Origin of the sequence: Desulfobacter vibrioformis DSM 8776 (assembly GCF_000745975.1) — a bacterium.
GTDB lineage: Bacteria > Desulfobacterota > Desulfobacteria > Desulfobacterales > Desulfobacteraceae > Desulfobacter > Desulfobacter vibrioformis.
In genome coordinates, this window is sequence record NZ_JQKJ01000003.1 from 221,188 (window position 1) to 244,566 (window position 23,379).

General features: G+C 48.2%; 24 protein-coding genes. 17 read left to right on the forward strand and 7 right to left on the reverse strand.

Annotation, left to right across the window (positions count from 1 at the left end):
* Positions 1-53: 53 nt before the first annotated feature.
* Positions 54-842 carry a hypothetical protein gene (locus Q366_RS04235; RefSeq protein ID WP_035236568.1) on the reverse strand — a complete coding sequence of 263 codons (789 nt, stop codon included), beginning with the start codon at positions 840-842 and terminating at the stop codon, positions 54-56.
* A gap of 415 nt (positions 843-1,257) precedes the next feature.
* Between Q366_RS04235 and Q366_RS04240 the strand changes: the two genes are divergently transcribed.
* Positions 1,258-2,325: a C45 family autoproteolytic acyltransferase/hydrolase gene (locus Q366_RS04240; protein WP_169742931.1), complete on the forward strand. Its 1,068-nt coding sequence runs from the start codon at positions 1,258-1,260 to the stop codon at positions 2,323-2,325.
* 146 nt (positions 2,326-2,471) lie between these two features.
* Here Q366_RS04240 and Q366_RS04245 read toward each other — a convergent pair whose 3' ends face one another.
* Entirely contained in the window at positions 2,472-3,686 is a 1,215-nt protein-coding gene (locus Q366_RS04245; RefSeq protein WP_035236570.1) for an SLC13 family permease, read from the reverse strand.
* 181 nt (positions 3,687-3,867) lie between these two features.
* On the opposite strand from Q366_RS04245, the gene Q366_RS04250 reads away from it, so the two are divergent.
* From Q366_RS04250 to Q366_RS04285, 8 genes are read left to right on the forward strand one after another with little or no spacing between them, the layout of a single operon-like run.
* Positions 3,868-4,956, forward strand: coding sequence for an SAM-dependent methyltransferase (locus tag Q366_RS04250; protein WP_035236571.1), 1,089 nt, complete (start codon positions 3,868-3,870; stop codon positions 4,954-4,956).
* Positions 4,953-5,870 (forward strand): hypothetical protein, encoded by a 918-nt coding sequence (locus tag Q366_RS04255; RefSeq protein ID WP_035236572.1) that lies wholly within the window; start codon positions 4,953-4,955, stop codon positions 5,868-5,870. The genes Q366_RS04250 and Q366_RS04255 overlap by 4 nt, the downstream gene beginning before the upstream one ends.
* Before the next feature lie 56 nt (positions 5,871-5,926).
* Positions 5,927-7,309, forward strand: coding sequence for an AMP-binding protein (locus Q366_RS04260; RefSeq protein ID WP_035236573.1), 1,383 nt, complete (start codon positions 5,927-5,929; stop codon positions 7,307-7,309).
* 6 nt (positions 7,310-7,315) lie between these two features.
* Positions 7,316-8,551 carry a beta-ketoacyl-[acyl-carrier-protein] synthase family protein gene (locus Q366_RS04265; protein WP_035236574.1) on the forward strand — a complete coding sequence of 412 codons (1,236 nt, stop codon included), beginning with the start codon at positions 7,316-7,318 and terminating at the stop codon, positions 8,549-8,551.
* Positions 8,551-9,396, forward strand: coding sequence for a lysophospholipid acyltransferase family protein (locus Q366_RS04270; RefSeq protein WP_245619863.1), 846 nt, complete (start codon positions 8,551-8,553; stop codon positions 9,394-9,396). The genes Q366_RS04265 and Q366_RS04270 overlap by 1 nt, the downstream gene beginning before the upstream one ends.
* Complete coding sequence (locus Q366_RS04275; RefSeq protein WP_035236575.1) at positions 9,369-10,619, forward strand: beta-ketoacyl-[acyl-carrier-protein] synthase family protein; 1,251 nt, start codon at positions 9,369-9,371, stop codon at positions 10,617-10,619. The genes Q366_RS04270 and Q366_RS04275 overlap by 28 nt, the downstream gene beginning before the upstream one ends.
* An 18-nt stretch (positions 10,620-10,637) precedes the next feature.
* Complete coding sequence (locus tag Q366_RS04280) at positions 10,638-11,903, forward strand: beta-ketoacyl-[acyl-carrier-protein] synthase family protein (RefSeq protein WP_035236576.1); 1,266 nt, start codon at positions 10,638-10,640, stop codon at positions 11,901-11,903.
* Positions 11,904-11,924: 21 nt separating this feature from the next.
* Entirely contained in the window at positions 11,925-12,407 is a 483-nt protein-coding gene (locus Q366_RS04285) for an acyl-CoA thioesterase (protein WP_035236577.1), read from the forward strand.
* Here Q366_RS04285 and Q366_RS04290 read toward each other — a convergent pair.
* On the reverse strand, positions 12,404-12,757 hold the full coding sequence (locus Q366_RS04290; protein ID WP_035236641.1) for a hypothetical protein: 354 nt from the start codon (positions 12,755-12,757) through the stop codon (positions 12,404-12,406). The two genes, Q366_RS04285 and Q366_RS04290, sit on opposite strands and share 4 nt — an antisense overlap.
* Before the next feature lie 102 nt (positions 12,758-12,859).
* Here Q366_RS04290 and Q366_RS04295 point away from each other — a divergent pair, with 102 nt between their 5' ends.
* The 5 genes from Q366_RS04295 (at position 12,860) to Q366_RS04315 (ending at position 16,800) form a co-directional block, all read left to right on the forward strand.
* Positions 12,860-13,591, forward strand: a complete 732-nt coding sequence (locus tag Q366_RS04295) for a glycosyltransferase family 2 protein (RefSeq protein WP_051957813.1) — start codon at positions 12,860-12,862, stop codon at positions 13,589-13,591.
* Positions 13,592-13,604: 13 nt separating this feature from the next.
* Positions 13,605-14,516: a lysophospholipid acyltransferase family protein gene (locus Q366_RS04300; protein ID WP_035236578.1), complete on the forward strand. Its 912-nt coding sequence runs from the start codon at positions 13,605-13,607 to the stop codon at positions 14,514-14,516.
* A 336-nt stretch (positions 14,517-14,852) separates the two neighbouring features.
* Positions 14,853-15,086, forward strand: a complete 234-nt coding sequence (locus Q366_RS04305) for a helix-turn-helix domain-containing protein (protein ID WP_035236579.1) — start codon at positions 14,853-14,855, stop codon at positions 15,084-15,086.
* Complete coding sequence (locus Q366_RS04310; RefSeq protein ID WP_035236580.1) at positions 15,079-15,633, forward strand: hypothetical protein; 555 nt, start codon at positions 15,079-15,081, stop codon at positions 15,631-15,633. The genes Q366_RS04305 and Q366_RS04310 overlap by 8 nt, the downstream gene beginning before the upstream one ends.
* A 3-nt stretch (positions 15,634-15,636) precedes the next feature.
* Positions 15,637-16,800: a DNA cytosine methyltransferase gene (locus tag Q366_RS04315; protein ID WP_084691703.1), complete on the forward strand. Its 1,164-nt coding sequence runs from the start codon at positions 15,637-15,639 to the stop codon at positions 16,798-16,800.
* Positions 16,801-16,976: 176 nt separating this feature from the next.
* Here the strand turns inward: Q366_RS04315 and Q366_RS21890 are convergent, their stop codons facing one another.
* The 3 genes from Q366_RS21890 to Q366_RS04325 all read right to left on the reverse strand — a co-directional run bounded on the left by Q366_RS21890 (position 16,977) and on the right by Q366_RS04325 (position 18,149).
* The gene (locus tag Q366_RS21890) at positions 16,977-17,276 is read right to left on the reverse strand and encodes a group II intron maturase-specific domain-containing protein (RefSeq protein ID WP_342668571.1); all 300 of its coding nucleotides are present in this window, start codon (positions 17,274-17,276) and stop codon (positions 16,977-16,979) included.
* Positions 17,277-17,313: 37 nt separating this feature from the next.
* A complete protein-coding gene (locus Q366_RS21895) occupies positions 17,314-17,535 on the reverse strand; it encodes a hypothetical protein (protein ID WP_035236581.1) in 222 nt (73 codons plus the stop codon).
* 215 nt (positions 17,536-17,750) lie between these two features.
* On the reverse strand, positions 17,751-18,149 hold the full coding sequence (locus Q366_RS04325; protein WP_035236582.1) for a hypothetical protein: 399 nt from the start codon (positions 18,147-18,149) through the stop codon (positions 17,751-17,753).
* Positions 18,150-19,167: 1,018 nt separating this feature from the next.
* On the opposite strand from Q366_RS04325, the gene Q366_RS04335 reads away from it, so the two are divergent.
* From Q366_RS04335 to Q366_RS04345, 3 genes are all read left to right on the forward strand, one after another.
* On the forward strand, positions 19,168-20,688 hold the full coding sequence (locus Q366_RS04335) for a Fic family protein (protein WP_035236584.1): 1,521 nt from the start codon (positions 19,168-19,170) through the stop codon (positions 20,686-20,688).
* A gap of 231 nt (positions 20,689-20,919) precedes the next feature.
* Positions 20,920-22,167, forward strand: coding sequence for a S41 family peptidase (locus Q366_RS04340; RefSeq protein ID WP_035236648.1), 1,248 nt, complete (start codon positions 20,920-20,922; stop codon positions 22,165-22,167).
* Between the two features lie 283 nt (positions 22,168-22,450).
* Entirely contained in the window at positions 22,451-22,867 is a 417-nt protein-coding gene (locus tag Q366_RS04345; protein WP_035236586.1) for a GNAT family N-acetyltransferase, read from the forward strand.
* Between the two features lie 103 nt (positions 22,868-22,970).
* On the opposite strand, the gene Q366_RS04350 is transcribed toward Q366_RS04345, so the two are convergent.
* On the reverse strand, positions 22,971-23,252 hold the full coding sequence (locus Q366_RS04350) for a tryptophan synthase subunit alpha (protein ID WP_035236588.1): 282 nt from the start codon (positions 23,250-23,252) through the stop codon (positions 22,971-22,973).
* Positions 23,253-23,379: the final 127 nt, after the last annotated feature.

Sequence of the window (23,379 nt, forward strand, 5' to 3'; positions counted from 1 at the left end):
CACCCAAAAGGCCAGATACCGGGGGCAGTTATGCAGCCAGGACAAAATTCTCATTATTCACGATTCTTTTTGTTTTCACCTTCATCTATTCCCAGATATCTTCCATACTGCCGGGCAATAAAGACAAGCGTGGTTAAAAAAGCGGACAGCCGTACCAGATGCCAGACCCACCACATACCGTTCCAGGGGCTTGAAAATGGAAAAATCATAGCGGCAATTCCAAACAGATACGCCAGACAAGCGAAAAGCAGATCCCGCGGGTCTCCTTGTTGCCGGTACACCTGATAAAACTTGAATACTGAGGCAATAAACAAAAGGCTTGCCGTTATATTGATCAGGACTGCTGCCATGGTAAATCTACCGTCAAACAATGGCATAATTTGAGGCACATCGCCTGGAAACAGCAGGGCCCTCAATCCGATTGAAACCGACAGGATGATAAATCCAAAGTATATGAACCGCAGTTCATTAAGGCTTCCAAACCGTCGTCCTTTGCTGAACCAGACCGAAGCAAAAAAGAAACCGCCTGATAAACTGGCCCCGCTGTGAAGAAAAATAAAAGCGTCTCCAAGCTGGCTTATCGCATGGGCGGTATCAAGCACGCCCATGCTGGCAAATCCTGTCGCCAGCATGACTGAACTGGCATCCAGCTTTTCCCGGGACTGGATGAACAGTATTATGGAAATCAGGCAGGACGTCATACCGCCAAGCGTTTCTATTGTCGAATGCAACTGAATATGCTGCCACTGCCAGGCATATAGCCTGTCAAATAATCCTAACAGCGCGGCACCGAAAGACAGGGCCGTAATCAAGAGTATTTTTGCAGGTGTAATCGAAAACATCGGGTTAAGGTTCCTTTATATGAAAAAGTTTAACCACGGAAATCACTGAAGACACTGAAGATAGAATTCTGTGATTTCCGTGTGTTCTGTGGTTAAAATGTGTTTCATCCTTTGTTGTGTCCGTCAGGTCATGGCCCAATGTCATAAAGTCAAGAAACTTTTCAAATTAAAACCACGAAGTTCACGAAGAACACGAAGTTTAGTTTTCTAATATCTTCGTGAACTTCGTGTTCTTCGTGGTAAAATAAAATCTCAATGTTAAGTTTATGGCATTGGGTATAATTTTACACAGCATTGAAAGTAAAGAATAAACAAAATATTACCTAAATGCAATCTCAACAGAAGGCAATTCCTGCGGCTGGCTGGGTTGGCCGCGATGATTAATTGGGCGCAGCCCGTTTGGGGAGGTTATTCCATGAAAAGAAGTGTAAAGATGCCATTGATTGAGTTGGCAGGTACGCCAGCCGAGGTGGGCCGAGGCTGGGGCAAGGCCATGGCCGAAAATATGCACCACGGCCTGAACCGGATACTGGCCGTAGTCCACGAAGTACACAAGACATCTCGTACGGAGGCTCTGTCATTTGCAATGAAGCTATGGCCAGCGGCTAGGCAGTTCGATCCTGAATTGGAGCCCTTCGTCAGCGGCCAGGCACAAGGCGCCGGAATGAGTCTGGAAGAGGCATGGGCCACACGATGCGGCCTGGAGCTGCTTTTTGTGAACACCAATCTGGCTGCCATGTGCACCACCCTGGCCGGTACCGGACCGGCAACACCGGACGGTCAATCCATCATGGGCCAGAACATTGACTGGTTCACGGGCACGCCTGTCTCCCTTTTACATATCAAGCGCAGTGACGGCCTGCGCCAATTGGTACTGCCTTTGCTGGGCATAGGTGAATACACCCTTAATTCCGCCGGCCTGGCCTGCTGCCTCAATGGCGTTGCAGCCATGCAGCCGGACCTGAAGCCCCAAATTCCCATGGCAGCCTATCTGCCGCGCGCCATGCGCCAGACCGACATCACCAAGGCCCGCCGCCTGCTGGAACAGGCCTGCCGGGGCATGGTCGCCGTCACCTTGGCAGATGCACAAGCCAGCCTGTTATGCGTTGAGAGTACCCTGGACGAGTACGAGGTCCTCCAGCCCCGTGACGGCTTCCTCGCCCACGCCAATAACTACCGGACATCTCGCTTTCAGGCCGTGGACGGATGGCAGATGATATTTCCCGACAGCCAGGCCCGAACCACGCGCATGGATGAGTTGGCCGCAGGACTGGCCGGACGACTTACCCCCGAAACGCTTGGCCAGGCACTGACGGACCACCAGGGGCACCCCAACGCCATCTGCCGTCACCCGGACCCAGCCGTGCCGCCGGGATTGCAAGCTGAGTCGCTGGGGTCGTTTATCATGCTGCCTGCCCAGGGGACTATGCTGGTAGCGGCAGGCAATCCATGCACACACGAATATGTGCGCTATGATGTTTGAAACCGCACAAAAATTTGAGGGAGAATAATGAAAATTAGGAAGTAGCCTGGGGCCCCATGTTTGAGTTTGCAAAGAACGGTGAAATGAAATTCAAAGAAAACACATAACGCTGAAGGTGAGCTTGGGGATGGGTCCGAAGGACTTTATCACAGCCATGTCCATGCCATCAGCACCAGAAGTGACAGAAAAGTCACGGGGATACCGATCCTGGCGTGTTCCTTGAAGGATATGACCACGCCATGGCCCAAGGCTTTTTCAACCACAATCAGATTCGCGATACTGCCCAAAAGAAAAAGGTTTCCGGCAAAGCTACTGGAAAGAGCCAGAATATACCAGGAATCAGGCATGGCCTGACCAAGGCATGGAATTACCAGCATCACGGCCGGAACATTGCTGAAAAGGTTGGACAGGACCACAGAAACACTGGTGAGAACGACGGGTTGAGTAAGCTCAAAGCCTTTTTGGGATAAAAATTCGAGCACCCGTTCCGGGAGATGGGCCAGGGAAACCCCGTGAATGATGATGAAAAGTGCGCAGAACAAGGTGATCAGATGCCAGTCCACCAGAGCCATCATCTCCCGGCTTTTCATCTTCCGGCTGAGCAGAAGGGACCCTGCCACGGACAAGGTCGCCAGATCCCGTGGCATGTCAGTCAAGTAAAGTCCCACCAGTACCCCCACCGCCAGAATCCCTTTTCCAGTCTGCCAGCAATCAAATCGAGGCCAGTCCATGCCGCTCTCATCCATGGTCTCGGCTTTTTCAATGCGCAGGTCCTTTCGATAACACATTGCAATCATACCGAATGCGGCCATCAGGGAAAGAAAAGACGGCATATACGCCCAAAGAAAAAAGGCCTCAAAGGAAAGATGTCCCATCTGGCCGATGAGCATATTCTGGGGATTCCCGATCAGTGTGGACCCAGACCCGATATTGCTCGACACGGCCAGCCCCAGCAAAAAGGGAACAGGATTCAATCCGGCTCGTTTGAGAGAACAGGCCAGAATCGGTGCCATGGCAAAGCAGATGATATCATTGGCAAGAAGGGCGGACAGCAAGGCTGAAACAAGCATGCTCACCAGAAGAAACAACCGGGGCCGGTCGGAAAACCCAAGGATTTTTTCAGCGGCAGCGGTGTAAAACCCGCCAAGACGCAGCTGGGCCGAAATAATCATCAGCCCGTACAAAAGGCAGAGGGTTGGAAAGTCAATGCAACGGACCGCCTCCTGGGGCGATACCGCGCCCAGGACAACCATGGCGATGGCCCCCAGAATGGCAATGCCCACCCTGTCCACGGCCAGGCCGGGGATTCGTCCCATGGCGATTCCCAGATAACTCACAAGAAAAACAACCAGTGCTGTCATAGCCCGTCTTCCACAATAGTCAGAGATATGACAGCATATACACCTAATGGATAGTGAGGAACATATATTTTTCAGGAAAGGATCTTGTTGTATCTGAAATCACATTTGTGATATCTCTTTCATTTTGCTGTCGTTGTCGTTGTTTGAGTACTTAGTTTTTTATGAGGTGAACAGGTGAATAATGGATAAAAAATTTGATCCCGGCAAAAAAAAGGCGCTAAAGGCGCGGTATGAGGCACAGAAAATTGCCTTTGCACCTGTGGTGTTCCAGGCAGTACGTCTGCTAAGGGATCTGAACATTCTCAAAGTTGTTGAAGCGGCCGGAAAGACGGGACTTAAAACCGAAGCTATTTCAGAACAAACAGGTGTCTCTTGTTACGGGGTATCTGTTCTGTGCGAAACAGGACTTAGCCAGGACGTTCTGGAGTTGAAAGATGATTGCTATATATTAACCAGAGTCGGACATTTTTTGCTCAATGATGAATTAACAAACGTGAACATGGATTTTATCCATGACGTCTGCTATGAGGGGCTTTTTCGATTAGATCAGGCGATTGAAAAAGGCAAGCCCTCGGGATTGGAGGTGTTTGGCAAGTGGTCCACAATTTACGAAGCATTAAGCCATCTGCCTGCCAAAGCGCAAAAAAGCTGGTTTGCGTTTGACCACTTTTACAGTGACTCTGCCTTTCCGGATGCATTGCCGTATGTATTTGACCTTAAACCGCAATCGCTTCTGGACATCGGTGCCAATACCGGAAAATTTGCCATCCAATGTGTTCTCCATAATCCGGATGTCCATGTTACTATGATGGATTTGCCCGGGCAGCTTGCCAAGGCAGAAGAAAATATTGTTGCACAAGGGTTAGGGGATAGAATCACCCAATATCCGATTTGTGATCTGCTCGATGCAAAAGCCGGGTTTCCCGGCGGTTTTGATGCGGTATGGATGAGTCAGTTCCTGGTCTGTTTTTCCGAGGAACAAATTTTGAGCCTGCTTGAACGGGCAAAGCACGCATTGGCAGCCCAGGGCAACTTGTTCATTCTGGATACATACTGGGATCGCCAAAAATATGAAATTGCGGCATATTGTCTAATCAATTCGTCACCCTATTTTACAGCCATGGCAAATGGGAACAGCCGTATGTACCGTTTTTCCCAGATAGAAGATCTCATCACAAAGGCGGGTTTGCACATTGAATCGGTTGATGACGGCCTTGGAATGGGCCATACACTTATACGATGCCAGGCAAATGACACATCTGGAAAATGAAAAAAATACTTATCATACATTATTCACAAACCGGCCAGTTGACCGATATCGTCAAGTCTGTGACAGCCCCCTTTGAAAAGGATGAGACCGTTTCTGTCACCTATGAGGAAATCAAGCCAAAACCGGCATTTCCTTTTCCCTGGTCAGCCACGCAATTTTGCGATGTGTTTCCTGAATCTGTCCAGGGAATACCTTGCGAAATAGAGCCTGTTCACTTTGATCCCAATGAGGACTATGATCTGGTTATTCTGGCATACCAGATCTGGTTTCTTGCCCCGTCATTGCCGATCACCGCTTTTCTTGAGTCCGGTGCCGCAAAAGTGATGAAAGGACGGCCGGTCCTGACCATTATCGGATGCAGGAACATGTGGCTTTTGGCCCACGAGACCGTGAAACAAAAAATTGTGAAATCAGGCGGCCGCTTGTTCGGTAATCTCGTTCTGGCGGATAGAACCAATAATCTGCTTGGTGTTCTCACCATCACCATTTGGATGTTGTCCGGGAAAAAAAAATTAGTTCCCGGACTTTTGCCGGCGGCAGGCATATCAGACCAGGATATTCATGACGCCGCAAGGTTTGGGGATCTTCTGATACACGCCTTGGAAAAAAATGAGCCCGGGTCGATTCAGGAAACGCTTAATGAACACGGCGCAGTCACTGTGGTACCGCAATATATATTTTTTGAAAAACGAATCCAGGCAATTTTCAAAATCTGGTCAAGATTTATTCTGAAAAAAGGCAACAGAGGCAATCCTGCCCGAAAATTTCGGGTTCAACTGTTTCTGGGTTATCTTTTTGCCGCAATCGCAGTTATAGCTCCTGTTTCTACGGTACTCTCCATATTGGCAGCCAAGTTGAAAAAAGACGAGATCAAACATGAAATTGACTATTTTTCAAAAAATATTGTTGACTGAATTTGAAAAAAATTCAGTAGCCCCTGGCGCGTTGTGCAAACAGGATGATTCACTTCATGGGAACGAATACATTGCATTTTCTGACTGAACAGGCCGTGGCCGGTCTTTTGACGGGGAACAATGCGCCTGACAGACCTTTTTGCGGGCAGCGCACCTATGGGGATATCCATGCCATGGCCCATGTCATTCTTGACAGGTGCCCTGCAAAGCATGGCCAAAGGGGATACCTTGCCATATTTACCACAGACCGGGCTGTCATTGCTGCCGCTATTATTGCGGCCCTGGCCGGCGGGCCCATACTGATTCTGCCCCATGATATCTCGGACGGGGCCCTTATGGATCTGGCAAGTGACCCGGAATATACATGGGTGGTGGCAGACCCGGGCAGGACGTTGCCCAGCCGTTTCAAGGCTCTTTGGGTTACCCCGGCCGGCCACAGCCCGAATCCCATACCCTTAAAAGCCGCCATTGATCCGGATGCGCCCCTGCTCAAACTGTATACCGGAGGCTCAACAGGGAAACCGGCCATATGGACAAAGACCGTGGAAAATATCATGGGCGAAGCCCTGTTCCATGTGGGTGTGCATGATATCACCTGTGATGACGTGGTGGTGGCCACGGTGCCGCCCTATCATATCTACGGGTTGCTGTTTTCCGTGGCTGCCCCGTTGCTGGCAGGCGCAAGGGTGGCCGATCAAACCTGCGGATTCCCCCATGAAATTGTCAATACGGTTACGGATACGGCGGCAACCATTCTTGTCAGTGTGCCGGCCCATTTCAGGGCCTTAAAAGATCATGATTTCCCGGACCATGGCCTGCGTCTGGCTTTTTCTTCGGCAGGGGTCCTGGATGAGGCGGATGAAAGGGCTTTCCGCCAAAGGAATAGCGTATTGGTAATGGAGGTTTACGGTTCAACGGAAACCGGCGGCATCGCCTTTAGATGCCGGGGACGTGACGAGACCTTTTTTTCGCCTTTTACTGTCATTGAAACCCATATTGAAGAAGAGACCTTAAAGATCCGTTCCCCTTTTATTTCGCCTGAAATTGTTCGGGATGATTTGGGATTCTACCTGGTCCCGGACAGGGTAAAACAATGTTCCGACAACTGTTTTGCCATCCTTGGCAGATCTGATACTGTTGTGAAAATAGCCGGCATTCGGGTTGACCTCGATAAGGTCGGAGCGGTATTAAAGACCATGGACGGTATCAGGGATGCGCTGGTTCTGGCAAGGCCAGTCCCCCGGGGCCGGGCCTTTGATATCTGTGCCCTTGTTGAGGCAAACTGCACCCACGCCGATATCCGGCAATTTCTTTCCGGGCGGCTTGAGGCTGCAGCCCATCCCCGGTGGATCAAGGTTGTGGACCAGATGCCCGTGACCCGTTCCGGGAAGTACGACAGGGCTGCGGTTGCTGCCTTGTTTGAACCGGATGAGGACTAAAGAAAAATGAACCGCAGAGTCGTTATAACAGGGTATGGCATCATCTCTCCCATCGGGGATACGGATGATGAGGTCATCCGGCATCTGACCCAGGGCATTTCCGGGGTTAAAAAGCTTGAAGATGACGGGTTTCTGTCCGGGTTTATCCAGTCCGGTGTCTATGGCAAGATTGATTATCCAAAGACGTATCCCTTTGAACGAAACCATCGAAAAACCATGGGGCCGGTGGCTTTTGTCGCCTGCGAGTCCGCCCGGCGGGCCATTGAACAATCCGGTCTGGACAAAGATTTTCTGACCTCGGGACGGGTCGGGGTGGCTTTCGGCTCCATCCATGGCAGCCCGCTTGTCCAGCGCGAGATCATGAGAACCTATTTTAAGGGCGGCAAAGACGGGGATTCCGGCATCAATGCGGCTGATTTTCTAAAATCCATGGCCCACACCACAGCCGTGAATATCACAAAGATGTTCGGCATATCCGGCCGGGTCATCAGTCCGTGTACGGCATGCACCACCAGCAGCCAGTCCATTGGTTTTGGATACGAAGCCATCCGGTTCGGCATGCAGGATGCCATGGTGTGCGGCGGTGCCGACGAGTATGACACCTCAACCGTGGCCGTTTTTGACAACCTTCGGGCCTGCTCCATCCGGTTCAACGACACACCCCATCTTACCCCGCGCCCCTTTGACAGCCGCCGGGACGGTCTGGTGGTGGGAGAAGGTGCCGGCGCCCTTGTGCTGGAGTCCCTGGACCATGCGAAAAATCGCGGGGCAGCCATCCTGGGTGAAGTTGTGGGGTTTGCCTCCAACAACAACGGCGGGGATATGATTCTGCCCAACCTGGCGGGGATTACCCAGACCTTGACCCTGGCCCTGGCCGACGCAGGAATCGCCAGCCAGGATGTTGATTTCATCAGCGCCCATGCCACGGCCACCCGCCAGGGGGACACCATTGAGGCCATGGCCATCCATGATGTATATGGCGCAAAGACCCGGGTAACGGCCCTGAAAAGCTACATGGGCCATACCATTGCCGCCTGCGGGGCCATTGAAACCATCATCACCTTGATGATGATGAAGCACGGGTTTATCCCGGCCACCCTCAATCTTGACACCGTGGATGAATCCTGTGCCATGATCAACCATACCAGGCACCTGCTGGATGAAAAAATCAACACGGCATCGGTTCAAAATTTTGCCTTTGGCGGGGTGAATACCGCCCTTATTTTGAAGAAATTTAATTGATGGGAATCAACAAAGCCTCAAAAACCGGGCATGAAACAAAAACCAGGGGAAACACGTTTCTGTCGTTTACCCGGGATCTGATCATTACACTGCTGCTCTGGGGCTATTTTATTTTTGGATTTATTCTGTTTTTCTCCCCGTTTTACCTGATCGCCTTTGTTTGTCCGCCCATACGGGAACCTGGCATCCAATGTCTTAATCATCTGTTTTACAAAGGATTTTTCAGTCTGGTCCGCATGCTGATGCCGGGCATTGGCTGGCACATTGACCCCAGCGTCAAAAGCCTTGAAAACTGCATCATTGTCGGCAACCATGTTTCCTATCTGGATCCGTTGATGATGATCGCTTTGTTCAGGCGTCATAAAACCATTGTCAAGAGCACCTTTTTCAAAGTGCCGGTGTTTGGCTGGGTATTAAGGGCCGCAGGCTATATCCCGTCCATGCCCAAGGGGCGGCTGTCCAGCCTGATGGTGCGGCAGACCACGGCCCTTGCATCCTTTCTTGAAAAAGGCGGTATCCTTTTTGTGTTTCCCGAAGGCACCCGGAACCGCAACGCTGGAAAAGGTGTCCTGGAATTTCACACCGGGGTTTTTAAAATGGCCAGATTTTGCAGATCACCCATCAATGCAGTGAAGATCCGCAATACCGACAAACTGTTCACACCCGGGCGGTTCTTATTTCACACTGGTTTTTCCGGTGTCATCAGTGTGGAACTTGCCGGCACGATCCAGCCGGATTATGACAACGAAACCGTTTCTGCGGCAGGGCTCATGGAACAGGCCAAAACGATTTTAAGCGAAAAACAAAGGAGATCTCCTTGGGATTATCACACAGACAAGCCGTGATTCTGGGGTATGACGCGGTTTGTGCCCTGGGAACCCGATTTCCTGACGCCTGGCAAAAAGCGCTGAAAGGAGAAAGCGGTATTGGTCCGCTGACCCGATTTCCCATGGATGCCGGCTTTCCCGTGCGTATTGCAGGAGAAGTGGACTGCATTGATGATCTGGATTATCCTTTTTTAAAACCCAGGGAACGCGCCAAATGGACCTCACCCATTTTCAAGCATGCCATGCTCACCACATCCCGGGCCCTTGAACGAAGCGGGATTGAGATTACCCCTGACATTGCCCCCAGAATCGCCATCACCTACAGTTCCGCCCTGGGCGGGGTGGATGCCGTGCTGGCGGCGGACCGCAGGCTGGTGCGGGAAAACCTTCTGCCCAAGCCCTTTACCAATCCCAATGCCTGCATCAACATGGTGGGGGGCAAGGTCTCCATCCTCACCGGTGCCACCGGCCCCATCACCGCCACCATTTCGGCCTGTGCCACAGGGGCCACGTCCATGATCATCGGCGCCATGTTCATTGAACAGGGCCTTTGCGATGTGGCCATCTGCGGGGCCGTGGATTTTGCCCTGGTGCCTGCCATCATTGCCGGGTTCTCCACTATGAACGGCACCTTTTATCCCAAGCCCGGGGAAAACGTCCCGGCCCGGGCCGCAAGCTGCCCGTTTTCCCGGAACCGGCGGGGATTCGTGGTTTCCGAAGGGGCCGGGGCCGTGATCCTGGCTGCCCGGGAGTTTGCCCGAACCTGGGGCTTGACCTATCAGGTGGCGCTTGCCGGGTGGGGCATGACCTCGGATGCCCACCATGTGGTGGCACCCCATCTGCCAACGGTAACACGGTGCATGGAATTAAGCCTTGCCCATGCCGGGATTGATCCGGAGGCGGTCTCCAGTGTCAATGCCCATGCCACCTCCACCCAGGTGGGGGACAAGGTGGAGTATGATGCGCTTTGTGCCGTGTTCGGCAAAAAGATCCCGCCGGTGACAGCCAATAAATCCATGATCGGCCATGCCATGGGCGCATCCAGCGCCATTGAGACCATTTTTGCCGTCCAGGGGATGGTTGACGGGCAAATCCCCCCCACCATCAATTATGCCCCGGACCCTGACATGAGGTTTGACTGCGTGGCAGACCATGCAAGACGCCTGGACCAGTCGTATGTGTTGAAAAATGCATTTGGATTTGGAGGATGCAATGCCTGCATTGTTTTGCAAAATTGCTGATAAAAGGTTGAAAAGACCATGAAAGCACCCATGAACAGGCGGGTTTTTGTCCTGGGGTACGGGGCGGCCACCCCGTTGGGGGCAACCTTTGACCTGACCTTTGAAAATGCAGTGGCCGGTAAAGCAGGGTTTCGAAAGATCACCCGGTGTGAGGTGAAAACCCGGAGCAATGTGGTGGGAGAAATTCCGGACTGGGATCCCGTAGCAAGCGGGATGTTTGAAAAAAAAGAGGCCCATAGCTGGAATGCGGCGTTTGTGCTGTTGACCGTGGCCGTGTGTCGGGAGGCCCTGGCCCATGCAGGCATTGTCATGGAACCTGGTATCTCCGAGCGAACCGCCTGCCTGATCGGCTCTGCCCTGAATGGGCTGGATGCGTTCAGGATCGCTTCGGATAAATATGCCAATGCAGGCCCTTTACGGGTCAGCCCCTATCTTCTGCCCAACCTGTGCGGCAACATGCCCGCAAGCAAGGCCGGTATTGACCTGGGGTTTACAGGCCCGTTGTTTTCCCCCCAGGGGGCGTGTGCGTCGGGCAACCACGCCATCGGCATGGGGGCCAGGATGATCCGGGACGGTGATGTGGATGTTGTGCTGGCAGGCGGCGTGGACACGCCCCTGGTGCCGGAGATCGTCCAGGGATTTGCCAATATGGGGGCCACCATAAAAATCAATCCCGGGGACCGGGCCTATGATGATCCGGGCCAGGCCAGCCGTCCGTTCAGTTGCGACCGCAAGGGCATGGTGCTCTCCGAAGGGTGTGGCGTGGTGGTGCTGGCCGCAGAAGAGGTGGCAAAGGCCCACGGTCTGAAAGCCCGGGCCGAAGTGGCGGGTGTGGGCTGGACCTCGGATGCCTTTCATTTTACCAGTCCCAATCATGAGACCATTGTCCGGGCCATGCACCAGGCCATTGAGGATGCACAAATTTCCCCCCGGGATATCCAGTACATTAATGCCCACGGCACCTCCACGTTCAAGGGAGACCTGGCAGAGGCCGACTGTTTAAGGCAGGTGTTCGGGAACCATCTAGGACAGATCCCGGTATCCTCCAACAAATCCCAGATCGGCCATACCCTGGGGGCGGCTGCCGCCATTGAGGCTGCATTGAGCATTGAGGCCATGCAGATGGGTATGGTGCTTCCCACCATCAACCATTGCCCTGCCCCTGATTTTGACGACCTGGATGTTGTACCTGATACCTTCAGGGCCCACCTTCACTCTTTTCTTTTGTCCAATGCCTACGGGTTTGGCGGAACCAATTGCTGCATCGTATTTAAGGGGATCTAAGATTCAAGAGGCCGTAAGATTATGAAACCAAAACCGTTTAAGCCCGAAATTACAGATGAAAATACACCGTATGTAAGGGATCAGACCACAGGTTTTGTCTGGCACAGAACCAGCCATAGAACCCTTTATGCAGACACGGACCGCTCCCAGGTGGTCTACCATGCCAATTATTTAAGATTTTTTGAGCAGGGCCGGGCCGCTTTGATGCGGGACATTGCCTACCCCTACCGGGAAATTGAAGAAAGCGGGTTTGTCTATCCCATCATTGAGACCAAACTGAACTATTTTGCGCCTCTGTTTTATGACGACCTGATGTGGATCCATACCCGGCCTGCGGCCCTGGAACGGGTCAGGCTTCAGTTTGATTATGTGATCACAAGCCATACCTATGACCAGATTATCTGCAAGGGATATACCCGCCATTGTGCCACCAATGCCCGGGGCATACCTGTTGGCGTGGATGAGAAAACAGTCCGGGTCTGGACACAGTTTCCCCAGGGTTAGGCACCGAACCGGTGTATCAGGGACTCCATGGTGACCCGTGTCAGCCAGCGCAGGAAAATCAGGGAATATTCAGCCCCGGAAAGGACCATGCCGGCCATGAAAACCAGGTGGGAAAGACCATAAAATGCAGGACCGCCAATGACGGTGAACCAGGGATTACCTGTTTTATAAGAGATAATGCCCATCAGACCGACCATGGGCCATCCTAGAACATAGCTGAAGGCAATGGCAAAAACACCGGCCAGTACTTTAAAAGACGGCTTTTCCCGGAAAGCACTTAAGTCTGCTTTGTCTTCAATGGCCTTACGGACAAACGGGGCCTGGGAAATTTTATTAAGCAAGGTTACCATGGCTGATTTATACCGGATAATTGGGGTCAAAGGAATATTAAATTCGGCATATTTAATATTTCCCTGGACTCCACTGATTATCCCACGGAAAGGAGGATATACTTGGGTGAAGAGGTCAGAACAAATGAGTGCGGGAAAATTTCGGGGCATCGCTTTGCCGTGGTGATCCCTGTATATAACCACGGTGCAATGGTCAAAGGCGTGGTGCTTGGGGCGGTGAAGCTTGGATTTCCGGTTATTGTTGTGGATGACGGCTCCACGGACATCACCCCGCAACGTGTTCAAGGAATCCCGGGAATCCGGGTGATTACCCATGAACACAATCTTGGCAAGGGTGCTGCCCTGATGACCGGGTTCAGGGTTGCGGCTGACATAGCTGATTTTGCCATAACCATGGATGCCGACGGCCAGCATTTTCCCGAGGATGCCCTTGCCATGATCGCTGCGGTCCCCAAAGGCTCCAAACCCTTGGTGACCGGATATCGAAAACAGATGACAAATAAGTTGGTCCCATGGACCAGCCACATGGGCAGGCGGTTTTCAAACCTGTGGATCACGGCATCGGGCGGTCCCGGGATCCGGGATTCCCAGAGTGGGTTCCGCATCTATCCCCTGCCGGAAACCCTGAACCTGAAAACCCGTGCCAGGCGGTATCAATTTGAGGTGGAGGTGCTTGTCAAAGCCCACAGGAATAAAATTGCCGTCATTGAGGTGCCCGTCCGTGTCGCATACCCTGCGGACAGGGTATCCCATTTTCATCCCTGTATTGATTTTTTACGCAACAGCGCCACATTCAGCCGGTTGATCTTCCGGCGTATCATTGGTTTGATTTAAAGGGGAATCTTTTGTGAAGGCATTGACCTATCGGCTGCTCATTGTATTGTCACGCTGGTTTGGCCCCTGGATTTTCACCCTGGTGTCCCGGATCATTGCCGGGGGTTATTTTTTCATGTTTCCAGGCAGGGCTGCACAGAGCGCCAGGTTTTACAGCTCTCTTTTTCCCGGCAAAGGCCGCCTGTTTCACTGGCTATGCGCCTTTCGCCAATACCAGAATTTTACCACCGTGTTCATGGACCGTATCCGAACCCGGGGCCAGGACAACATCTGTTTTACTTCCACGGGGTGGCAGGGGTTTGAAGAAGCGTTGGACAAGGGGCAAGGCGCCATCATCCTCATGTCCCATATGGGCAATTGGGATGTGGCTGCAAGCCTTATGGCAAAAAAACGAAAGAATCTTAAACTTCTCCTTTATATGGGGGCCAAGGCCAAGGAACAGATTGAATCTGTCCAGAAACAGGCACTCCATGACAACGGCATCCGCATTGTCGCTGTTGAACCGTCCGGGGGGTCTCCCCTTGACGTTGTGACAGGTATCCGCTTTCTGAAATCCGGCGGGGTAGTCTCTTTGACCGGGGATAAACTGTGGCATCCGGATCAAAAATCGATCAACGTGCCGTTTTTAGGGAAAAGTGCGCGGATTCCTGAGTTCCCCCATATCTTTGCCCTGCTCTCCAAGGCGCCTTTGTTTGTTTTCTTTACCTTTCGCACCGGCCCTGGCACCTATCGGTTTATGTTGTCCGATCCCATGCATATCACCTGCCCGTCACGGGAAGAACGCAGCCGTGCCGTTGCCCAATCCGCCCGGGTCTACGCAGGCATGCTGGAAAAAACCCTGCGTGAACACCCCTATGAATGGTATCATTTTGATCCGTTTCTTGTGGATTATGCCGGACAGCACCATCAGGGCAATCGCATGTGAAAATCAAAATTCACTAGTTGAAATTCTCCCTTGCCATCCAGGCGGCAGTCAAGGTAATCTCCAATTTTAAATATTTATACAGATCTGGTTATTCTTGCTTTTTGGGGTGTTATCCCGTTAGATAAGTGAATACGAAAGATAAACGGAAACTACAGATCAACTTGTTCTCGGCGGCTGCGCCGCCGAGAATCGCGGTGCTGACTGCGTCCAGCACCGCGATTAGATGTTTATAATAGTATTATTCATGGATTTTTTTTATTGTGCATGTTACTCATAGTCCGTAGATATATAGTCTACAATTAATAAGAATTCCCCCTATAAATCTTAGGGGGAAAAATGAGAGATGAAGTCGCTTTATCAATTTTCGGGAACAATGTTAGGGATTTACGTAATAAAAGACAAATCAGCCAAGAAAAATTAGCTGAATTATCTGATTTAGATCGTACTTATATAAGCTCTGTTGAGCGTGGACAAAGAAACGTCAGCATTTTGAATATTATCAAAATAGCTGAAGCTTTAAATGTAAATATTAACAGCCTCTTTGAAGGAATAGGAGGCTGTGATGAGTAGCATTGATAAAGCATATGAATTTTATTTGCGCCATATTTATGATGAAGAAAAAATCAATTTGTTAGAAGAACATAATCTCAAAATTCCTGGTTCAGTACCTCCTGTATTATGGGAGTTATTCGGTGCATTGTTAACGGAAAGGTCTGGTGCGGGTTCAACGGGTGCGGATCTTCAGGGCTGGGAAGTTAAATCTGCAAAAGAAGGTGGCTCGTATGAGTATCAATATCATTTAAATACAGGAGCTGCTAAATTAAAAGAAGATTGTATCGTAAATCATCTTTTTTGCACTTACTCAACAACATACAAAGACGTTGTTGTGAGGGTTATGTCGGGTTCAGATCTTACTGATATTTTTTTTAAAAATTGGGAACCAGAATATTATTCAAATTATGATGATTCAGCCCCTAAAGCGCAACGTAGACAAAGATTTAGGAAAAGTATTTCTTTTGGCTATGTTGAAACACATGGAGTTCTTTTATTAAAAATTGAGGATGGGAGACTGGTCTTTAGAGACGACAATGTAATCCCAATATTTAATAAGGTTTGAACAATGAAAAATTTTATAGAATTTTTTGCTGGTGTTGGTTTAGTTCGTGAAGGCCTAAACAATAATAATTGGTCTTGTATATGGGCAAATGACATTTCACCAGATAAACAGGAATCATACGTTAAAAATTTTGGTGATAATCATTTTTGGTTAGGGGATATCTGGGATATAGCCAATAATTCAGATCTTGTTCCGAATAATGCTTTTTTATATACCGCATCATTCCCCTGCACTGATTTATCAGTTGCTGGAGCTAGAGCCGGTTTAGCTGGTGCTGAATCAGGAACATTAAATGCTCTCTTGGAAATAATAAAATACAAAAAAACAAATGGTACTTCACCAAAAGTAATTTTGCTTGAAAATGTTAAAGGGTTTCTAACTTCACACAAAGGCAAAGATGTAGCAGATATTGTAAAAAGTTTGAGTGACTTAGGTTACTTTATTGACATCATAGAACTTGATGCTATAGATTTTTCAGCACAAAGCAGACCCAGAGTTTTTTTAATTGCTGTTGAAGAGTCATTAGCAATAAATAATATGATAATAAAAAGCAAAAAGCTTCAAATTTTTAATGAATGGTGGTCGTATTTTGAAAAATACCCAAGTCTAAGATCTGATAAAATAAAAAAAATAATATTGGATAACGAACAGTTAAATTGGGCTTTATTCAATGTTGAGTTACCACAAAAATCTACCATTAGGCTATCTGACATTATTGAAACTGATATACCAGATGACTCTGAATGGTGGTGGAATGAAAAACGCCAAAAACACATTTATGACCAGATGAGCGATAATCATAAATTGGCACTTAAGGAAATGATAAAAAAGAAACATTATTCGTATGGAACAGTTTATAGAAGAATGAGAAATGGCAAGTCAATGGCTGAATTACGAAATGATGGTTATGCTGGTTGTTTAAGAACTCCTAGGGGGGGGTCAAGTAAACAAATATTAATCAAAGCTGGCAAAGGTCATTGGAAAGTACGTTTATTAACCCCTAGAGAATACGCGCGTTTACAAGGTGTCAGGGACAGTTTTCAGCTGCCAAAGAATGTAAACAAAGGATATTTTGCAATGGGTGATGGAGTATGTGTCCCAGTTATAGAATATATCGCAAATAATATATTGGATCCTCTTTATTTTGCGGACAACACATCTAACTAGAGTTGCGGGTAATCTGGGTAGAGTAGAGCACTGATTCGGCCGGTTTCTTCAGCCCTTTTTATATTCGAGACGCCTTGCCGCACGCGGCCACTACGTGTTCCAAAGGCCTTGCATCCTCAGTGCTCCCTCATCAAACCGTGCATACGGTTCTCCCGTACACGGCTTTCCGATGTTCTTCATTGTAAGGCTTGCGCCCTTTTCCACTTTGCGTAAGTTGGGATTCTATACAAATACAACTTGTTGTACAGAAAATCTGTAGAAAATCGTTTATACCCATTTGTCCTGGTACGAACTTTATGCCGTACGCATAAATGCTTACGGACCCTTTCTTCGGTAAACCATTTGACCCGAGCCATCACTTTCGTGCTGTGCTGGTAGTGAAAATAAGCTGACCAGCCTTGGGTCGCATAGTTGATCTCATCAATCAAGTCTGGCACCGATACCGGTGTTCTTCGGCGGTGAGTTAACCTTTTCACCGTTGCCTTGATGCGCTCTTCCGAGCGTTTGGATGGTTCAGTGTGTGGGTACCACTTCCCGCTTCGGGCTGCGTCTCATTTGAAATCGGAACCCAAGGAAATCAAAGCTATCTTGATAGGCATTGACTATCTTGGTTTTCTGATCATTGGGCCTGATTCCATCGATATACTCGCAATCGGGCAGCAGGGATGAGTCGATGAGTTTTTCTTCCATCTGGCGCACCACGACGTTGCGGATATAATAAGTTGGCATTGGCATCGTCTATCCCCTGATCTGATCCCTGTCCACTCTGTTGCCGCTTTTCTGCTTTTCTGAATCAATAGACACCATTATGGGGAAAGGGGCAATGTCATAAAGTTAAGAAACTTTTCAGATTAAAACCACGAAGTTCACGAAGAACACGAAGTATAGTTCTCTAATATCTTCGTGAACTTCGTGTTCTTCGTGGTAAAATAAAATCTGAATGCTTAAGTTTATGGCATTGGGGAAAGGGGGCTAGTTGAGGGTAGAATTGACATATCATAGGAGGCAGGCCCGCCGGTCTTGATTTCAAGCCCGTCTGGGTGGAGGACAACAGAGGTAATCTTCCAGTCTTCGCGAAGGCCGGGAGACAAGGTCTGGGTGCAGGTTTCTCCCCCCTCTGAAGATATGTATGCCATCACTTTTGTTGCGCCCGCTATAATTTCAAAGGAATCAATGGTATCCGTCGAATCGTTCAATTTATAGAATACGCAACCGGAGACGCCCCCATTGGGGATGTCGCATACTGTATATCCAAAAAGTCTTTTTGTGGAGCAGGTCTGGGACTGGACCGGCCCATGGGCCAGTAAGAAGAATGCCAATCCGACAAATAAAAGGGTGAATCGAGTCATGAGTTTTCTCCTTGGTTTCGGGTTAATCGGGGTCTCCCCCATCAGTGTGAATATTCAGTGTGAATATTCAGTTTAAATCATCAATTCGAACTATGAACATGCATAATTATTGCCAGCCGCCAGCAGGGATTTGGGAATACCCTGAAGGGCAGAAACTCGGAAAAGTCATAAACCAAATCAGGAATAGAATCAAAAATAGTGGATTTCGGTGGATCATGGTTGCGGATGTCCCAAAGCCCAATAAGATTCTTTCGATAATGTCGAGTTCTTCAATGAAACTTATGATACGTAGCACCTCATTTTTTAACCATACCTGAACTTGTTCCCACCCCTTGCCCTGCGCTGTCTTTTCCGTCTGCCGGATGACCACAAGGGAAGAGGGTTTCTCTCAAAATTATGCAAGCGTATTCTCCAAAAAAGAGATTTTCAAGAAAAAATCACTGTTAAAAACCGTTAAAAAGGATGATTCCAATATTCTTATACCAGCTGAAGCTTTTGAGAATAGAACTATTCAAGGTTTTATGGCCGTCGGTAAAAAACTGGATACGGTTACCAATCAACACATATTCATAGTTGCGGGTCGGACAGAGATAACTGATTAAAAATATTAAGAAAAGCATGAAAAAATAGCCTCAAAAACGCCTTAGGTTAATGTTTTCGACCCCAAAAACAGCATTCTAAAAATTTATGTGAGGTTCCAACAATGCTCTTGCTACGGGTCGCAAAAAACCGCGACCGCAGAAGAGCAACGTTCTCGGCGGCTGCGCCGCCGAGAATCGCGGTGCTGACTGCGTCCAGCACCGCGATTACTCGGACACACGTGCGCGGGCTGGCAAATTGCCCGATAATATGGTACGGCTGTAATTTTTGCAGCGCGACTGCATAACCTGTATTGCGCAATGATTACACAAAAATCTAAAAACAACACAACCTAATAACCTAAAAATTGATTGACACAAAAACCTAAAAATAATAAGGCTTAATAATCTAAAAATACCACACTACAGATAGGTCAATAATGCCGACACTACAAGATAAGCTTGCAGAATCTCTCGCTGTTTTGAAAAAACTACAGGACGAAGGTATTGTTGCAATCCAAACAAAAAACATAACACGAACTCACCGGGAACGTCTTGTCAAAAGCGGATTCATCAAAGAAGTGATGAAAGGATGGTATATCCCTGCCAGTCCTGAAGAGCAGACTGGAGAAAGCACGGCCTGGTATGCATCATTTTGGGGCTTTTGTGGTGACTATCTTAAATTAAGGTTTGGCAATCAATGGTGCCTTTCCCCTGAACAATCATTGAGCATTCATAGCGGGAACTGGAACGTGCCGAATCAACTTCTTGTCCGCGCGCCAAAAGGCGGGAACAAGCCAATCTCTCTTCTTCATGAAACATCGATAATGGACGTTCGGCTGAATCTGCCGAACAGGAATGATATGGAAATCAAGGAAAACATACGGATGATGACCCTGCCCGCTGCTCTGATTTCCTGTGCTCCCGGTTATTATTCAAATAATGCTATAGAGGCCCGCGCTGCGCTTTCCATGATCTCTGATGCTTCTCAGGTCCTGCACAAGCTCCTTGAAGGTGGGCATAGCACGGTAGCCGGAAGGCTTGCAGGAGCTTTCCGAAATATTGGGAAAAATGTTATTGCTGACAATATCATCGGAGCAATGAGAGATGCCGGATACAGCATTACGGACAATGACCCCTTTGAAGAAAAGCCCGCTATTATTCTTCGTGAACGCGAGATTTCTCCATACGTCAACCGAATACGGATGCACTGGGCGGATATGCGCGGTATTGTCCTTGAAAACTTTCCGCAGGCACCCTCATTAAACCAGAATACCGATGAATATCTTAAACATGTCGATGATATATATTTGACTGATGCCTATCATTCGCTTTCTATTGAAGGATATCGTGTGAGTGAGGCGCTTATTGAACGTGTCCGCACAGGAAGTTGGGACCCAGAAACCAACCACAAAGATAAAGAGTACGCAAATGCCTTGGCTGCCCGTGGTTACTGGCAAGCTTTTCAGGCAGTGAAGAAAAGCGTGGAAAAAATTCTGAATAAAAACTCGCCAGGTGCGGTGGTAAGTAAAGATCATTCCGTATGGTATAGAGAATTATTTGCCCCAAGTGTAAACGCTGGTCTTATATCTGCATCCGACCTTGCAGGATACCGAAATCAACCTGTCTATATTCGAAAATCAAGGCATGTACCACCCCGATACGAAGCTGTGCGAGATCTTATGCCTGCATTCTTTTCTCTTTTAAACGATGAAGAAGAACCTTCTGTAAAAGCCGTTTTAGGTCACTTTTTCTTTGTATATATCCACCCTTATATTGATGGAAATGGCCGCATGGGAAGATTTTTGATGAATGTTATGTTAGCTAGTGGCGGCTATCCATGGACAGTCATTCCGCTTGGAACCCGCAATGATTATATGGCCACCTTGGAAGAAGCAAGCGTAAAAAAGAATATAAAACCGTTTTCTAAATTTTTGGCTGGACTTCTCCAAAAAGGTTAACGAATATTCAACAATCCAAATCAACCGGGCGTAAAAATAGGGGGACAGACCACGTTTTTCTCTTGTATTTTTAATCCGCCCAATGTTAGTTCCACTTTATGCTGAGACGACCGAGAATAGTAGCGGGTAGCCTGGGCTGGAATGACCGTCTGGAGTTTCGCTAATCACTGGTGCCAGTTTTCAATTTTAATGAAAAAAGAACTAATTAAAACGAATTATATGGACCTTATTATGAAAAGACTCATCCTATTACTTTTGAGTATGTGCCTCATTATTGTACGAGTTTCACCTGCTGCAGCTAAACAAAACCATAGCTCCCATTCTGTTTTATTTGAGGAAATCGTTAACATTGTTGAAGAACATTTTTATAATCCTGACCAGATAGTCAAGGATTTTCCTGCAATTAAAGCCAACTATCGTATAAAGCTACAAAATGTTTCTTCTCAAAAGTCGTTTTCCAGTCTGGTGAATGCCATGCTTGGTAAGTTGAATGCGTCTCACACCTACTATTTAACACAGGATGATTATGAGTATTATCAACTTTGTGCATTGTTTTCAAAAATTCCAGAGATCGGCAAACTGTTTGATGGCAAGAAAGTGTTATATCCAACGGTCGGTATTCTGACCCAAAATATTGAGGACCGCGTATACATTGTCTCTGTTCTTGCTGGAAGTGTATCCGAGAAAGCGGGGTTATTAAAGGGTGATGAAATCCTGTCCGCCAATGGCCAACCGTACTTGCCAATCGCTTCACTTCGTTCATATATTGGGAAAGATGTAGTTTTTAAAATACGACGAAAACAGATGGACGAGCCATTCACGATTGTGATTCAACCTGTACTCGTTAATCCCAAACAGGAGATGTTGGAAGCACAAAAATCCAGTGTCCGAATTATTGAACGGAATAAAACACGCATTGGTTATATTCATATTTATTCTTACGCGGGTTATGAGTATCAGCAGGAATTACTGAATGCCCTTACTTGGGGTAAATTGAAAGAAGCCGACGCGTTGATCATTGATTTGCGATATGGTTTGGGTGGGGCAGCACCATCTTATCTTAATATCTTTAATACGAATATCCCGATCCTCAAGATGCATAACCGAGATGGCACGGAAACTGTTTTTGATTCCCAATGGCGAAAGCAGGCGGTTTACTTGGTTAACGGGTATAGTCGAAGTGGAAAAGAACTACTGGCATATGGTGCTCGAAGATATGAGCAGGTAAAAATCATTGGAGAGCGGACACCGGGGCATGTTCTTGGAGGTCAGCTTTTTCCATTGTCCAATGGTACCGTCCTTTTTCTTGCAGTGCAAAGCGCCCTTGTTGATGGCGTCAATCTGGAAGGAATTGGCGTTCCACCAGACATTGAAGTTCCATTTGATGTTCGCTATTGCGCCGGACAGGACGCACAGATAGAAAAAGCCCTTGAGTATCTTGTCGAGCAACTGTCGCGTCAAACAACACATGCTTTGTGAGCAGATGTTGGTTTCGCATCTATCCGCTGCCGGAAACAACGAAAGGATATCAAACGGCTCCTCTATATGGGAGCCAGGGCCAAAGAACAGATCGAATCTGTCCAGAAACAGGGACTCCATGGCAAAGGCATCCGCATTGTCGCCGTTAAATCGTCCGCAGGCTCTCCAAATTTAAATATTTATACAGATCTGGTTATTCTTGCTTTTTGGGGTGTTATCCCGTTAGATAAGTGAATACGAAAGATAAACGGAAACCATAAATCAACTTGTTCGGAATAAAAATATGGAACTAAAAATAATAACTGATTGCTCTGGAATCGATTGGCAAACCATAGCTGATTTACTAAAAAAAGTCGGAATGGCTTACCATGAATCAGAAGTCCATAAAAGAGCTTTCGAGGCCAGTCACACTACTGTTTTCATTTATGAGGAATCACAGCTGATCGGTTTTGGAAGAGCAATATCTGATGGTGAATATCAGGGTGCAATCTATGATGTTGCAGTTTTGCCAGAAGCCCAAGGAAAGGGAATTGGGAAAGTCATAATTCAAGCAATCTTAGATCAACTTCAAAACTGTAATATCATTCTTTATGCAACTCCAGGAATGGAAGGCTTTTACAAAAAGCTCGGGTTTAGAGCAATGAAAACAGGAATGGCTGTGTTTACAACTCCACAAGCAATGGTAAAATTTACTGAATAATTTTCCGAACCGCCCACAGTCCACCGGCCGGCAAAAAGCCGCCGCCGGTGACCGGAACATTGGCACTAACCGCGTTTCCCGCCTCGTGTCAGACATTTATTACTTAATATTGACATATATATTTGGAGACCAGGTATAAAAATCCGGATGACGCGGATGCGATTTTTGCCATCCGGTCCCGGGGGGTGGTGGGGGCCACTAAATTAATCAGGGAAAAATCGTGCTTCAGGGCCCGGGATGACGAGCGCTGGATCACCGGGCCGTCTGCGGACGGATCGGAAAAGGGCACGCCCAGTTCCAGGATGTCCATCCCGTTTTCGCACATGGCTGCAATTATTTTAAGGGAGGTTTCCATGTCCGGGTCCCCGGCGGTGACGAAGCCCACCAGGGCTTCAATGTCATAAACTTAAGCATTGGAGATTTTATTTCACCATGAAGGACATGAAGAGCATGAAGAATATATACCGGGAAATAAATCTTCATGTCCTTCATGCTCTTCATGGTTTTAATTT

Coding starts and splice junctions, on each gene's coding strand:
- Q366_RS04345 (WP_035236586.1), top strand. CDS start 22,451: ATGGAACTAAAAATAATAACTGATTGCTCTGGAATCGATTGGCAAACC.
- Q366_RS04265 (WP_035236574.1), top strand. CDS start 7,316: ATGAACCGCAGAGTCGTTATAACAGGGTATGGCATCATCTCTCCCATC.
- Q366_RS04245 (WP_035236570.1), bottom strand. CDS start 3,686: ATGACAGCACTGGTTGTTTTTCTTGTGAGTTATCTGGGAATCGCCATG.
- Q366_RS04255 (WP_035236572.1), top strand. CDS start 4,953: ATGAAAAAAATACTTATCATACATTATTCACAAACCGGCCAGTTGACC.
- Q366_RS04250 (WP_035236571.1), top strand. CDS start 3,868: ATGGATAAAAAATTTGATCCCGGCAAAAAAAAGGCGCTAAAGGCGCGG.
- Q366_RS04310 (WP_035236580.1), top strand. CDS start 15,079: ATGAGTAGCATTGATAAAGCATATGAATTTTATTTGCGCCATATTTAT.
- Q366_RS04325 (WP_035236582.1), bottom strand. CDS start 18,149: ATGACTCGATTCACCCTTTTATTTGTCGGATTGGCATTCTTCTTACTG.
- Q366_RS04280 (WP_035236576.1), top strand. CDS start 10,638: ATGAAAGCACCCATGAACAGGCGGGTTTTTGTCCTGGGGTACGGGGCG.
- Q366_RS04290 (WP_035236641.1), bottom strand. CDS start 12,757: ATGGTAACCTTGCTTAATAAAATTTCCCAGGCCCCGTTTGTCCGTAAG.
- Q366_RS21895 (WP_035236581.1), bottom strand. CDS start 17,535: ATGCCAATGCCAACTTATTATATCCGCAACGTCGTGGTGCGCCAGATG.
- Q366_RS04260 (WP_035236573.1), top strand. CDS start 5,927: ATGGGAACGAATACATTGCATTTTCTGACTGAACAGGCCGTGGCCGGT.
- Q366_RS04340 (WP_035236648.1), top strand. CDS start 20,920: ATGAAAAGACTCATCCTATTACTTTTGAGTATGTGCCTCATTATTGTA.
- Q366_RS04285 (WP_035236577.1), top strand. CDS start 11,925: ATGAAACCAAAACCGTTTAAGCCCGAAATTACAGATGAAAATACACCG.
- Q366_RS04240 (WP_169742931.1), top strand. CDS start 1,258: ATGAAAAGAAGTGTAAAGATGCCATTGATTGAGTTGGCAGGTACGCCA.
- Q366_RS04315 (WP_084691703.1), top strand. CDS start 15,637: ATGAAAAATTTTATAGAATTTTTTGCTGGTGTTGGTTTAGTTCGTGAA.
- Q366_RS04235 (WP_035236568.1), bottom strand. CDS start 842: ATGTTTTCGATTACACCTGCAAAAATACTCTTGATTACGGCCCTGTCT.
- Q366_RS04335 (WP_035236584.1), top strand. CDS start 19,168: ATGCCGACACTACAAGATAAGCTTGCAGAATCTCTCGCTGTTTTGAAA.
- Q366_RS04270 (WP_245619863.1), top strand. CDS start 8,551: ATGGGAATCAACAAAGCCTCAAAAACCGGGCATGAAACAAAAACCAGG.
- Q366_RS04305 (WP_035236579.1), top strand. CDS start 14,853: ATGAGAGATGAAGTCGCTTTATCAATTTTCGGGAACAATGTTAGGGAT.